The following is a 13,032-nucleotide window of genomic DNA, read 5'->3' as shown; positions in this document are numbered from 1 at the left end:
TAAGCTTACTTCCCTCTCGCTGTCTTGAAATCGAAAATCGAGCTCAGCGACACACCTACCCCGACTGCTGCTACGCCGATTGAAATAAAAACACCCGGCTTTGCATAGCTCGTAAAACCTTCTGCGTCAGCGATTTTATTTTTGTAATCCTTATAATCCTTGTTGAGCATACTGTAAGTCACCGCTCCAAATGCAATCGCCGCTACACCCGCACCCAGCTTGATCGCGCCCCATTTTCTGGCTTGCTGGATCTGCGCCTGGTTGACCTGTGAAACTTGTTTTGAGATCTGCTCAGTCTGCCGCGTAGCTTCCGGCGATGCTACCGGTTTTTTGTCGGTTGGCTGGGCTACCAGCGGTTCTTTTTTCTTTTGTAAAGAATCAAAAGCTGCTGATGCTTTGGGAGTTACCGGTGCAGCTTTGGCATTTTCTGTGGAGTTGAATGCGAGGCTTGTCAGGAAAACAATCCAGTCGTTCCCGGACTTATCAGCCCGCAGCTCGGCCACTCTTGAAACCGGTGGGTAAGGCGTGTTGTCGCGATTGCTTTTTCCCTTAAACTGCTGGGTATAAAACACTTTCACATACGGATACTTGTCCATTTTCACATCGCCTACCACAATGTTGGAAAACTCGATCGTGTTTGTCTCGGTTTTGGTATAAAACAGGTCGAAATTGCTCAGGTACTTCTCGATCGGTGTGTCCAACCCAGGTGCCGTCGCCTTCACTTTCGGATCGGTATCGTCTTCTACGATCACGCCATCGTTGATGAAAATCTGGTCATTACTAGGCATATAGCTATTCATCATGAGGTAGCGGCGCTCGTAGTTGCTCAGGTCCTCATTCGCGATCGCATTCAAAAGGTCGTTCAAGCCCTTCACTCTTTCCCGCGCCAAAACCCGGATCTCATCGGCGTCTTTCCGGCTCAATGTTTGCGCAAATCCCTGGCAAACAGAGAGCAGCCCCGCTACGATCAGCAGCTTCCATTTCAGGTTTGTAGAATTTTTCATTGCATGGATCATGATTTCAATTTCTTGTTTCCTGTAAATCAACTATTTGTACCTCCACCCGCCGGTTCTTGCGCCTGTTTTCCTCGGTATCGTTGGGCACCACCGGATGCTTGCTGCCCTCGCCCGACGCGACAATCATGTTTTCTGGTACGCCCTTATTTACCAGGTACCGCGTAATCACCCGCACCCGGTATTCCGATAATGTGACATTCAAATTGGGGTTGCCCACATTGTCTGTATGTCCGGTGATCCGCAGCCCTTTCCCTTTATTTTCAGTGACATAGCTGGCCAAAGAATCCAGGTAAGTCCTCGATTGTACAGGCAGCTTGTAATCACTTCTTGGAAAATAAAGCGTTCTGTCGCTGGCTATGATCCCGGTTTTTGGTTTTGTCGCCGGTGCTCCTGCCGCCGAGGCTCCACCAGTGCCCGATGTTCTTACGGCCGGTGCTGTGGCTGGCGCAGAAGCTTCAGAGGATTCGCTGACTGCTTTTGCCGCCGCCGCAGGTTCCCGCTCAGGAATTCGTATTGATTTTAATGTTAAACCCTCTTTCAATGATGCCACGGCCGTACTGAAATCGCTCTGGTTTGCGCCACTCACGCCCAGCCGGTACGATTTTCCAGGCGAAACTTCGGCGTAATAATGTCCGTCATTGATCCGGTTCCAGGGAATTACCGACTTGCTTTCTTCCATCAGCTGCGCCTGCATGCCCGTCCGCGCATTGATAATGTTGACGGATAAAATCGTGTGCACCCTGTTGAGTTTTATAATGTAGGTACGCGGCTCCTCGTCGGTTTTATCCAGGATCAGATTACCATTATATGCCTGGTAACCAGCTGCTTTTACCTCCATCGCTACAATGTCTTTCTCTGTAAAAACAATCTCCGCCGAAGGTTTCGACACCATCACATTGAAGCAGTCTTTCTTTTGTTTTTGCGTAAAATACAGACAGATTTCTGCCGGCAGCGACTGGTTTGTCAGCGCATCCTTTACCTCAAACCTTCTGATAATCGACGTCTGCGCCTTCGTGGTATCCTTCAATTCAAAATGCGTCTGCTCGGATTGCGCATAAGGTTCGTCGCTGGTTTGCCTGCCCAGCGGCATCAGCGAAAAATGCACGAAATACGTCCCTTCCAGCTTGGAATCAGCATTCAGCGGAATCTGCATCGACTGGTGTTTGGGCGCTTCAATGTTGATCATCGAAACATTGCAGGGCATTTCCACATTGAAGGTTCCAAGCGAATCGGTTTTGCCCAGCCGAACTTTTCCCTGGTCTGTTTTGGCCGAAATCGTTGCTACCAGCGGTGAAGCTCCGGAGATTTCCGTCACTTTTCCGGCCAGGAAGCCACATTGTGCGTAGAGCGAAGTCCAGCCCAATGTCAACAAAACAACCCATAAAAACCGATTGTATCTCATTGTCCTTCCGTGGTTTCGACGCCAATATTTCCAAGCAAAACCTGCCAGTTTACGGTATCCTTCCCGTCGACCGTTTTCTGATACGATTCCAGTTTCACACGAATGTTTTTCTTCGTGATATCGCCGTAGGCCACTTTCCCGTTGGCCGCAAATCCTTCAAAAACCTGCTGCGCCGCAATCGTACCGTAATAATTTCCGTCCGCTTCCTGTTTCAGCTCGCTCACATATTTCACCTCATTCCAGGTAATGTTGATTTTGGAGTAAGGCAGCAATTTCAGCCGGTTCAGGTACTCTTTCACCGGATACTTTTTCACACCCTTGGCCGAGCTTACAGCCACCGTCGCCTGCGGCTCAAAGAGACTAAGTGCCTGTGCGACAGCTTTGTTCTTTTCCTCCGACTTTAAACTTTTATCCCCTATAATGCGCAGGTAAGAAGTAAACTCATCCACCCGCCGGATGCCCTTTGCGCTGTACTCCTTGTATTCCTGGTCCGACAAAAATGGTTTGGCCGGTTCTTTCGGCGGAGCAGGTTTTTCCTGTTTTACTGCTACCGGCTCTTGCTGCGGCTTTGGTTTCTCCTGCTCTTTTCTAACAATCTCACGCTCTTTTTTCTCAATATCCTTGTGAGCCAAAGCCAGCAGCGGCGCCACATCCACCACATCGCGCAGGATTTCATGCCGGCCATCGCGGTAAATGACCGCGGCTACTTCCTCCTTGTTGATCGACGCCGGGTTATTATCCGTGGTCAGATAGTTGATGACTTCATCGCTTTCATAGGAAATCGAACCGGCGATGACCGTCAGCGGGACACTTTTTACAATGATATCCTGCGTCACATTCCGCGGCGGCGATTTGTAAAATGCCTCGATCTGCGTTTGTGCTTTATTGGTATTTTCATTCAGCTCCGAAATCACCATAAACTGCCCGCTGGCCGCGAAAACCACCAAAAAACGCTTGCGGTTGTAAATCCGCGGGATACCGTCGGAGGCTACCCATTCGAGCTTGTTATCCATCGCCCGGCTCAGTTTCGCCTGCACCGGATTACCATTATCCAGCCAGATCCGGTCCTGCGCCATCGTGCAGAATGTGATCAAAACCAGTAAGCATGTATAGATGTATCTGATCATTTTTAATTATTTTTCATGATAGCCCCGACGGTGGCATCAATTTGCAGCGCCGTGCCTCAAACAGGAATCTTTTTCATTTATATCAGGGTTTACCCCTAAGTTTTTTAACGATACAGTTTATACGTTTTACTAATCGTTGTTGTAAGTTGTGATCGACACTTCCATATTTCCCGAGTACACATCGGTATCTGTCCGGTCTGTACCTTTTGAATTGATCCGCATTTTTCCATAGTGCCCCACATTCGTCACGTAGGCCACCACTGTTCCGTTGAAGAGCTTGTTGTTTTTGGTAGTGTAACTGCCATCGATGAAATCTGTTGAATAATTCAACGGCAGCAGATCAGAATATTTGAGCGCCTTGTAATCGGTACCGGTTGGCATTACAAAAAACTTGGCGGCGTTTTTAGGATAAATACCCGCAGGCTGGCCGTAAGGATACCAGTACAAATCTTCCATCCCGTTCCGCGACTGCAAATCGCCGGTTTCGAGATCGTAGGTATTTGAATAATTCATTACAAATGTGGTGTCTTTCAAAACCGCAGGCTGCCCGGCTGTAAATGAAGCGGCTGTGCGGCTGTAAGCTACACCCGCATTGGTGGTAGCAAAAGCTCTTACATAGTAAGTTGTCCCCGCCGAGAGCTTGTCGATAGGCGCCGCCAATGCGCCTGTATTCGGCGCGCCGGCATTTTGCACCTTCGTGTCACCGACGGTCGGCATTTGGTTTGTGGCAGAATAGCAAATGCCGTAATTAGTAATGGTTGCATTACTATTAGCAGTTGATATTGAATAGTTTATGACCGCTGAGGTTTGCTGAATATTTGAAACATTTACAATCGCGAGTATTGGCAGTACAAAATTACCGGTTGTAAAAGTGGCCGTCGGACCGTAGATAATGCCGCCGCCTTCATTTTTGGCATAAACCCGGATGTAGTATTTCTCCTGGGATGAAAGGCGCGTGATCTGGTCTTCCCAGTTAGTAGGCGATGCGGCAATGGTCTGTCCGCCTTGCTCTACATATCCGTTTTCTATGGTCGGGTCGTCGAGTATGCCGTAAACAAAGCCGTAGTCCTGGATTTTGCCGCTCTTTTTCTCCTGTCGGCTGTTTTTTGCGTCTGGGTCGGAAACCGACGCACTTACCTTCACAGAAGTATTGGTAACCGCCAGAATCGTCACTTCCGAAACCTGCGGTGTGAGCGGGTCCACCGGCGCAAACAAATTACAGGCATCCAGCATGAATGCAAGGCACGCGATCAGGTAAATGGTAAACCTTTTCATTTGATGTATTTTTTTTCAAATCACTAACAATGCGAAGAAACTAGTGTGTGGCAGCAGCAGTCGGCTGCCAGTCATCGTCCCAATATTCTATCAGCTGCGGACTATCTACCCTGGCGGTAAACTTCACCCGGTCTTCGGGTAAATGTCTGCGCTCCGGAATGATGTGATGCCGGTCCACCAGACTATTGAGCCAGGGGCGGCCATGCCTTGTAGTGAGCCTTCCACCTAAACCCATCTGGTTTTCACGCTGTTCCAGGGTAATTCCGTAGTTATTATCGCTATTACCTACGCCGTTCACGTGGTTCAGTCCCAGCGTATGTCCAAACTCGTGGTTGATCGTTGTTTGCAGAAAATCAATGCTGTGTCTGGCATTTCCTACGCGTGTCAGGCGCCCGCCACCCCATTGCGGTTCCAGGTCCAGATGGGTAAAAAGCCCTGTGCGGTTATACATTTCCACATAAGACCTGAAATTGTTCTCCCGCGGGTGAATGATCCTGAAAGTCTGGTGCGCCTGCGCGGAAGTTTCCACCAGCTCGATCGACAAGCCACATTGAATGATTGCGGAAGTAAGGTTGGCGCCCATTCTCGGACGGTACCAGGCGCGGTCGGGGTCAAGCACAAATTTATCACTCCAATGCCGCTGCACCACATTTACAAAGTTCGTTTTGTAGGATTCCCATTCCTGATTCGTCCACGCATCCAGGTGAAAAGTCCCGTAAGTATCGTGCAGACGGCCGTTTCCGGTGGCATAAGTGTCCGACATAAAAAACCGGGTCGTCGGCTCCACCCGCACCAGCCTTACCCTGAATTGCAGGATCAGCCCGAATGTGTTATCATCAATTGGCAAAAGCGCAGAATCCCAGCGCTTTGCGCTTCTGAAAAAATGGAGTTGCATAACATTGACTTTTAAGATTTCCGAAGGTCAGGAAACAGCCGCTTCCTGCTTTTCTGTTTGTGTATCCCAAACGACTTCATCGTTTTCGCCCAGACTTAGCCGAATCACCGATCCTTTTTCGACCTCGCCTGAAATGATCATCCGGCTGATCGGTCGCCGCAGCATGTTCCGGATCACACCTTTCAGTGGCCGCACGCCATATCTCGGCGTGAAGCCCTGCATCGCAATATGCTTTCTGGCTTCCGGGGTCAGTTCCAGGATAATACCTTGTTTTTCAAGTAAATCAGTCAAACCGCGCAGGTGAATGCTGAATATCTTCACCACATTATCCTCCGAAATCGGCGCGAAAGGAACAATTTCGGTCAGCCTCGCCAGGAATTCCGGGCGGAAATGTTTCGCCATGATTTCCATGAGGTCATTGGACTTCGGCACGACGCCTTTATTGAAATCGGCCACAATGTGTTCCTGCCCAATGTTCGAGGTAAAAAGGATTACTGCATTTGAAAAATCACCCTCCTTACCGAGCCTGTCATGCAGCTTTCCTTCATCGAGTATTTGTAAAAAAAGGTCAAAAACAGAGGGATGCGCTTTTTCTATTTCATCAAACAAAACCACGGAATACGGTTTTTGACGGATTTTATTGACCAATAAACCTCCTTCTTCATAACCCACATATCCCGGAGGCGCGCCGTAAAGCAATGCTGCTGAATGTTCTTCCTTGAATTCCGACATATCAAACCGGATCAAAAAAGATTCATCATTAAAAAGAAAATCAGCCAGCGCCTTCGCGATTTCTGTTTTCCCAGTACCCGTCGGGCCTAGCAGAAAGAATGATCCGATTGGCTGTCCAGCCTTGATCAACCCCGATCTTGATTCCAGGATTGCCTCGCTCAATGCTTTCACCGCCTGATCCTGTCCCACCACCCGTTTTTTCAAAACTTCGTCAATTCCCAGCAGTTTGTCCCGCTCCGAACTTTGCAGCTTACCCAGCGGAATGCCGGTTTTATGGGAAATCACGGCAGCTATCTCGCTTTTCCCGACGCTGCCAGAGCGCTGCGTAGCCAGTTCCTGCAAAGCAGCAAGTTTGGTGGTCAAATGTTCGTGGATACCTTCGGCCGTTTCCAGTTCTTCCTCCGTGGCTTCATCCAGTTTTCCAACCAGCAGCGGACTCAGGCGATTGGGCAGCTGGCGGGCGAACCATTTTAGCTCGTGAACCCTTTCTGCCTCATCCACAGCGAGTAAGGCATCCAGGTCGGATTGTAATGTTACCAGTTCGGCTTCCGAAACTTCATCCATCAACCGCATGGCGGCCATCGTCCGGTCGAGCAAATCCAATGCTACATCCGGCAGCCGGCGTTCTTTCACATATCTTTTCGACAATTTCACTGCCTCCGCCGCAGTGCCCGCCGCCACTTTCAGGCCGTGGTGCGCTTCGTAAACCGGCAGGATATGTTCGATCATCCGCGTCGCAGTCGCCTCGTCGGGTTCATCTACATTCAATATTTCAAACCGGCGGGAAAATGCTTCGTCTTTTTCAATGTATTTGCGATATTCCTCGGGCGTCGTGGCGCCGATGACGGTAATTTCCCCACGTGCCAGTTCCGGTTTTAATAATTGCGAAACGCCGGTACCGATCGAACCTTTTGGGTCGAGCAGCATGTGTATCTCGTCGATGAATAAAATGACTTTATCAAAAGCTTTTATTTCATTCAAAATTCCTTTCAGTCTTTCTTCAACCTCTCCTTTGTAGGATGCCCCTGCCACCAATGCACCCAGATCAATTTCCAGCAATCGTGCATTTTGAAGCAGCTGAGGCACTTTTTTCTCTACAATCAATTTGGAAAAACCCTCCACCAGTGCAGACTTACCCACACCCGGCTCACCGATCAAAATCACATTCGGCTTGCTTCTTCTTCCCAATATCTCCGCCATTTGGCGAATCTCCCGGTCGCGACCGATGACAGAGTCCGTTTTTCCCTCAGCTGCACGCTGGGTTTTGTCGGTGGTGAATTTTTCAAGATTTGTAGTTGCGGTTTTAGGGTTACCTGCGCTTTTCGGGGCAGCATGGTCCTCGGCAACATGGTTTTCAGACTGCTTATTTCCTGTTTGGCTGCTCAGCGCCAGTACTTCTTTTTGTGTGATAGGTAAAGATTTCAGCTGCTCCGCCGAAAATCCTACCCCCGGCTTCAAAACAGCCGCAAGTCCGCAGAGCGGGTCGGTATCCGAATTCAGTTGTAGCGAAATCAGCTCCGCCAGTTCCAGACACGCTTTTGCAGCTTCATCGGCCTGCGGATTTTCAGGTACCTTCACCGATTTCGGGCTTTCTTCCAGTCTTACTTCCGCCCAATCGCGCAGGTAGGAGGCGTCTTTCCCAGCCATCACGAGCTCGGAAGCGAGGCCTACATCATTGTGCAGCAAGCCCATCAGCAGATGCGGCGGGCCAAAACGTTCCTGCCGGTATTCGCGCGCCAATGATTGCGCGACGGTGATCGCGTACCTGAGTCCTTCGGTTTGCATTTGAATAAAATGAAAGAAAGTTGGTGTGCCGCTACGGCTGATTTTTCTGTAAACTGATAAGCCTTTCTGTTGCTTTTGCCTTCATCTCCTTGTTGGCCGTGGAGAGTTGAAGTCCGTCGTAGATCTGTTTCGCCTGGTCGTAATATACCCTCCTGTCGTTTTTCCGGAGGTTCCCTTGGGTCATTAATTGATAATAACCCTCTGCTTCCGAGTATTTTAACCACTCCCGGTAAGTTACCGCCGTGCCGTTTTTCGCTGACAAACATTCGTCTAGCTGCTTTTGAATGGCCGTAATGTCGCCACTCGCCCCACCGCCACCACCCGATTTCCCGGATTTATAGCTGTCCAGTTCTTTTTCGGCTTTGGCAAGTTTGGCCTGCAATTCTTTATCGGCCCCGCCGCCACCGCCTCCACCGCCTGCCGCTGCGGCACCAGCCAGCAGCTGTCTTTCCATACTCTTGATTTCCAGGTCTTTCATATTGATCTGATTCCGCAGATCATTCACCATTTGCACGTCGATCCCTTTACTATCCAATGTTCGGCGCAATTCTGAAATCGTTTGCCGGTAGGTGACCAATGCCTCTGTCAGCTTTGCTATCCCAGTCGAAAGCCGCTTGTTTTGTTCATGCGCAGCAGATGTAGACAATGCATTAAAATGGCTCATAATGCTGTTGATCCGGCTTTCTATGTCCACCAGCTGCGTCCGTGCCGTGGCTTTTGACATTTCGTCGGTAGCGCTGCTATATGCGCCGTCGAGCTGGATTACCTTTTTTGAAATGTTGCTCAATGTATCCGCATCGGTCAGCATCGGGGTTTGCTCATCGACAATTTCCTTATACCGCTTCGTCTCCGACTCACCCACCGAGCCCGGCACGCGCAGCAGCAGGTACACCCCCAGGATCGGGAATGTCAGCGACAGCAGGTACATCCCGACGAATTTGCCGATAGCAGTTTTGCGCTGATTTTTGTTGGTTGGCTCCATGTTTTCCTAGTGCTACTTCCGTCGGCTGAAGCCAACGGTCAACAAATTATTTTATCATTTTCCGTCGGTTTCAACCGACGGGAGGCGGGGCGGCATCAGGGATTCCGTATCCCCAGACGCGTTGCTATTTACAGCGGACTCCACCGTGATTTCGGCTTTTCCGGCTGCACCGGCGGCTCGTGTACCGGGCTTTCGATGATGAACACCTGCTGACCTTTTCGTTTTCCTATAAATTCCAACTGACTCAATTTCAGGAACAATGCGCTCCACATGCTGTAAAACGTATCGATGGTTTTCAGGCAGGGCAGGATATCATTGTGGTTATATGTTACCTGAATGACCGCCATGATCTGCTTTTCCAGACTGCCCGGTGAGTCATCGGCCCACTCGCCCAGGTAACCCAGCAGCTCCTCTTTTTCCCGGTCCGTCAAACATTCCAGCGACGTGCGGATACTTTGTACGGCCTGCACCATGCTCACGACCATTTGTACCGGCGGCTCAAAAGGTACTGTCCGCTGATACGATACATTCACCATAGAGAACACATTCACCAGCCTTTCGACCATCAGCTGTACACTGTCGGACAAGGTACTTTTCTGGCTTTTTGTCTTAATTTTTTGAATGATACGGAAGGAGTATGTTTCAATGTCATTAAGATATCCTCCAAACCGGTTGTACCACTCTCTCAGGCCTTTATGGCTTTTTACCGCTTTCGAGGCGGGGATAAAATCGCGTGCAACTTTGAGCTCTGCATTGCTGTAATCCAGCTTTCCGATAATTAAAGCCGGTCCGCCCCACTGCCCGGTATCGATCATTTCGGCAGGCACCAGGTTAATGCGGTAAGCAGGCAATGTGTTGGGATGCCTCACCGGAATCTCACTTTCCAGCGGGTTACCTACTTGTTTTCTTTCAAACAAACTGACACTCAGTACCAAATAAAGCGTAATATTCTTTCCAGGGGGTAAATGATACTGCTCGATCACCTGATTGAGCGAGGTATCCAGTTTCAGTTCATCCGAAGCAACCACGTCGAAATGGCTTCCATCCGGCGCCACTGCCTGACACTGATCAATGCGTATCCTGATCTGCTGGCTTGCATCGCCCAAAATCTGCATTTCAATCGACTCGTCACCGTCAGCAGGAATCAGCAAACCATAACTGAGCGGAGTTTGAGAGGCAGCTTGTCCACGTCTTAACTGGTCGGAGTGATAATGATCCGTGTCAACAAAATGTTGTTTCGAGATCTTCATCCCATCGACCCAATTCACTGCCAGGTGGCGGACATCTGCCATACTACATGCTAAATTTCGTGAGTGCTACATTTTCATCGCTGCCTTTACCAGGCCAATCACCGAACGTACACCGAACTTTCTGAACAGGCTCCTGCGATAAGCCTCTACCGTCGAAACGCTTACTTTCAGTTTCTCTGCGATCTCCTTGGAACTTAGCTCGTCCATAATGAGGTCCAGAATTTCTTTCTCGCGCTGGGTCAGTTCCATTGTTAAAAATTCGCTGACAAAATTGCCTGATGGCCGCTGCTGATTCAATCGACGGAAACCCTGATTTTTTTAAAGAAAAACCCTGATTTTACTTTTCCGTTTTAAGGGTTCTTCTAATGGTTTCCCATGAAGCGTTCAGGCAAATCAAACTACGCCCATGCGGACGGCGATCTTCGTAAGTCCAACCGAATTTTTGACGCCGAGCTTGTGAAAAAGATTTCTGCGATGCGTCTCAACCGTTTTATCGCTGATGCAAAGTTCGTTTGCAATGCGGTTTGTAGAGTATTCACTGGCTACGAGCCGGAGGATTTCTACTTCTCTTTTACTCAAAAAATCGCGTGTGGTAGGAGCCGGTTCCTGCATAAAGTTGTCAAGAGAAGATTCCGCCAGCTTCATCATGATTTCCTGACCGTAATAAACCTTGCCTTCGGAGACCGCTCGGATAGCACGCTCCCACTCGTCGAGCTCGGCTTCAAATACGATATAACCGCTCACGCCGGAGCGGACCACTTCCCGCACAGACTCGGCCGAAGGTGTGGGTGCAAGTAATAAAAACTTTAACCGGGGATATAACTTTCTGATTTTCAATATCTGATCGGCAGTGCGCTCGGCGTGGTGCGCGAAAACAACTACAATGTCAACTTCTTTTAAGTAAGGCAGCTGTGTAATTTGTTCAAGGTTATTGCACTTACCTACCAGTTCTATGTGGGATCTTCTTCTGAGCCATTCCGCTACCGCTTCGCATTCAAGCGGGTGGGGATGAACGAGGCACGCGTGAGTAATTGACTGCTCCATCAGGTTCGGGGTTGAGTGTGGATTTAGGAGTTCAAAGATAGCCCTTGCACATACCCGGCGTCAATACGTGAAAGTACAGGAAAGGCCAAGTAAGATTACTTGATTTAGTTAAAAGCCTGATAATTAAGCAAATTATCCTCATTCCTGAAAACATTTCGCTCAGGGAATTCAACTATAAGGTAAACACTTAGGGGCTAACACTGACTAAGGTGTGTATACGTTTTAACAATTTGGTAACATTGGTTACAAAAGTCATTTGTTGTCAAGTATAGTCAAGTCTAGTCAGGTATTGTTCTACTCCAAAACAAAACCTGACAACACCTGACAACAAATGACCCAATGACCACTATTACTTCACCCTCCCATACTTCTTCATCATTTCCATTACCTTATCCTTCGGCAGCTCTTCTACCTTGTGTCCCTGGGTGCCTTCGGTGGTTTTGGCCATGAAGAGGGAGTTGATGATGGCTTCTTCGGTGGCCTCGATGGTGGCCAGGAAGAGCGGGGAGACGAAATTGTTGTGGAGAAAATTGGAGGCAAATGTGGGTTCCGGCGCTTCGTGCATGACACGGTTGACCGTAGAAAATGCGATAACATAATCGCCGCTGCTGTTGGAAGCAATGCCGCCGGTTTGGGCCAGACCCATCACAGCTCTTTTGGCAAGACGTTTCAGGTTACGAGCGTCGAGGGGCGCATTGGTGGCCACGACGATCATGCAGGAACCATCAGAAGATTTATCCAGTGACTCTTTGAAGGCATAGCTGCCCAGTTCCTCACCGACCGGGACGCCATTTACTTTTAAAACACCCCCAAAATTGGTTTGCACCAGCACACCAACGGTATAACCGCCCAGCTTTTCAGGCAGCTTTCTGGAAGAAGTCCCAATTCCCCCTTTCCAGCCGAAACAAACCGTACCTGTGCCAGCGCCCACATTTCCTTCGGCGACCATGCCATTTTCGGCTTGCGCCAGCGCATTCAAAACGTGCTCTTTCCGCACATGTCTGCCGCGAATGTCATTCAAAAACCCATCATTGGTTTCGCCCACGACGGGATTGACGGAACGCACATTCTCATTTCCTTTTTGCGCGAGCGTCCAGTCGATGATCGCGTCGGCAGCGGTGGGGACATTTAATGTATTGGTCAAAACAATCGGCGACTCCATCGTGCCCAGCTCCTCCACCTGCGAGTAGCCTGCCAGCTTTCCAAAACCGTTTCCAATGTACATCGCCGCCAAAACCTTTTGCTGAAAAAGATTGCCATCGTGCGGCAGGATCGCAGTGACACCTGTACGCACATCTGCGCCTTCAATAAGTGTTACCTGCCCCACTTTCACACCCGCCACATCCGTAATCGCATTCATCTCGCCGGTAGGCAGCACGCCGATCTTGATACCCATTTCCCGCGGACGTTTCTGGGCATGTACAAATAAGGGCAGACAGGCGAGGAGGAGCATTATCTTTTTCATGGCTTTTTCTTCTTGGTTTTCAAATTGAAATATAACAAAAAATCCACTGGCAAATCAGG

General features: G+C 49.3%; 11 protein-coding genes. All 11 read right to left on the bottom strand.

Annotated features, from left to right (window positions below):
• Nucleotides 1-5 precede the first annotated feature (5 nt).
• Nucleotides 6-1,004, bottom strand: a complete 999-nt coding sequence (locus FEN17_RS24765) for a hypothetical protein (RefSeq protein WP_229208983.1) — start codon at nucleotides 1,002-1,004, stop codon at nucleotides 6-8.
• 16 nt (nucleotides 1,005-1,020) lie between these two features.
• On the bottom strand, nucleotides 1,021-2,418 hold the full coding sequence (locus FEN17_RS27740; protein ID WP_229208982.1) for an OmpA family protein: 1,398 nt from the start codon (nucleotides 2,416-2,418) through the stop codon (nucleotides 1,021-1,023).
• Nucleotides 2,415-3,545 carry a hypothetical protein gene (locus FEN17_RS24755; protein WP_138368101.1) on the bottom strand — a complete coding sequence of 377 codons (1,131 nt, stop codon included), beginning with the start codon at nucleotides 3,543-3,545 and terminating at the stop codon, nucleotides 2,415-2,417. Before FEN17_RS24755 ends, FEN17_RS27740 begins: the two co-directional genes overlap by 4 nt.
• A 129-nt stretch (nucleotides 3,546-3,674) precedes the next feature.
• Nucleotides 3,675-4,820 (bottom strand): fibronectin type III domain-containing protein, encoded by a 1,146-nt coding sequence (locus tag FEN17_RS24750; RefSeq protein ID WP_138368100.1) that lies wholly within the window; start codon nucleotides 4,818-4,820, stop codon nucleotides 3,675-3,677.
• Between the two features lie 40 nt (nucleotides 4,821-4,860).
• A complete protein-coding gene (locus tag FEN17_RS24745) occupies nucleotides 4,861-5,715 on the bottom strand; it encodes a zinc metalloprotease (RefSeq protein WP_138368099.1) in 855 nt (284 codons plus the stop codon).
• 27 nt (nucleotides 5,716-5,742) lie between these two features.
• Nucleotides 5,743-8,232: an ATP-dependent Clp protease ATP-binding subunit gene (locus FEN17_RS24740; RefSeq protein WP_138368098.1), complete on the bottom strand. Its 2,490-nt coding sequence runs from the start codon at nucleotides 8,230-8,232 to the stop codon at nucleotides 5,743-5,745.
• Nucleotides 8,233-8,263: 31 nt separating this feature from the next.
• A complete protein-coding gene (locus FEN17_RS24735) occupies nucleotides 8,264-9,214 on the bottom strand; it encodes a hypothetical protein (protein ID WP_138368097.1) in 951 nt (316 codons plus the stop codon).
• Nucleotides 9,215-9,342: 128 nt separating this feature from the next.
• Nucleotides 9,343-10,506, bottom strand: coding sequence for a hypothetical protein (locus tag FEN17_RS24730; RefSeq protein WP_138368096.1), 1,164 nt, complete (start codon nucleotides 10,504-10,506; stop codon nucleotides 9,343-9,345).
• A 24-nt stretch (nucleotides 10,507-10,530) separates the two neighbouring features.
• Nucleotides 10,531-10,713: a response regulator transcription factor gene (locus FEN17_RS24725; RefSeq protein ID WP_138368095.1), complete on the bottom strand. Its 183-nt coding sequence runs from the start codon at nucleotides 10,711-10,713 to the stop codon at nucleotides 10,531-10,533.
• Nucleotides 10,714-10,857: 144 nt separating this feature from the next.
• Nucleotides 10,858-11,508 (bottom strand): response regulator transcription factor, encoded by a 651-nt coding sequence (locus FEN17_RS24720; RefSeq protein WP_138368094.1) that lies wholly within the window; start codon nucleotides 11,506-11,508, stop codon nucleotides 10,858-10,860.
• A gap of 349 nt (nucleotides 11,509-11,857) precedes the next feature.
• Nucleotides 11,858-12,973 (bottom strand): DmpA family aminopeptidase, encoded by a 1,116-nt coding sequence (locus FEN17_RS24715; protein WP_138368093.1) that lies wholly within the window; start codon nucleotides 12,971-12,973, stop codon nucleotides 11,858-11,860.
• Nucleotides 12,974-13,032: the final 59 nt, after the last annotated feature.

This window comes from Dyadobacter luticola (assembly GCF_005860805.1).
Classification (GTDB): domain Bacteria; phylum Bacteroidota; class Bacteroidia; order Cytophagales; family Spirosomataceae; genus Dyadobacter; species Dyadobacter luticola.
This window is presented reverse-complemented; position numbering and strand designations above follow the sequence as displayed.

What these genes read in the sequence shown, in the direction of transcription:
- FEN17_RS24765 (WP_229208983.1), bottom strand. Translation starts at nt 1,004, where the DNA reads ATGAAAAATTCTACAAACCTGAAATGGAAGCTGCTGATCGTAGCGGGG.
- FEN17_RS27740 (WP_229208982.1), bottom strand. Translation starts at nt 2,418, where the DNA reads ATGAGATACAATCGGTTTTTATGGGTTGTTTTGTTGACATTGGGCTGG.
- FEN17_RS24755 (WP_138368101.1), bottom strand. Translation starts at nt 3,545, where the DNA reads ATGATCAGATACATCTATACATGCTTACTGGTTTTGATCACATTCTGC.
- FEN17_RS24750 (WP_138368100.1), bottom strand. Translation starts at nt 4,820, where the DNA reads ATGAAAAGGTTTACCATTTACCTGATCGCGTGCCTTGCATTCATGCTG.
- FEN17_RS24745 (WP_138368099.1), bottom strand. Translation starts at nt 5,715, where the DNA reads ATGCAACTCCATTTTTTCAGAAGCGCAAAGCGCTGGGATTCTGCGCTT.
- FEN17_RS24740 (WP_138368098.1), bottom strand. Translation starts at nt 8,232, where the DNA reads ATGCAAACCGAAGGACTCAGGTACGCGATCACCGTCGCGCAATCATTG.
- FEN17_RS24735 (WP_138368097.1), bottom strand. Translation starts at nt 9,214, where the DNA reads ATGGAGCCAACCAACAAAAATCAGCGCAAAACTGCTATCGGCAAATTC.
- FEN17_RS24730 (WP_138368096.1), bottom strand. Translation starts at nt 10,506, where the DNA reads ATGGCAGATGTCCGCCACCTGGCAGTGAATTGGGTCGATGGGATGAAG.
- FEN17_RS24725 (WP_138368095.1), bottom strand. Translation starts at nt 10,713, where the DNA reads ATGGAACTGACCCAGCGCGAGAAAGAAATTCTGGACCTCATTATGGAC.
- FEN17_RS24720 (WP_138368094.1), bottom strand. Translation starts at nt 11,508, where the DNA reads ATGGAGCAGTCAATTACTCACGCGTGCCTCGTTCATCCCCACCCGCTT.
- FEN17_RS24715 (WP_138368093.1), bottom strand. Translation starts at nt 12,973, where the DNA reads ATGAAAAAGATAATGCTCCTCCTCGCCTGTCTGCCCTTATTTGTACAT.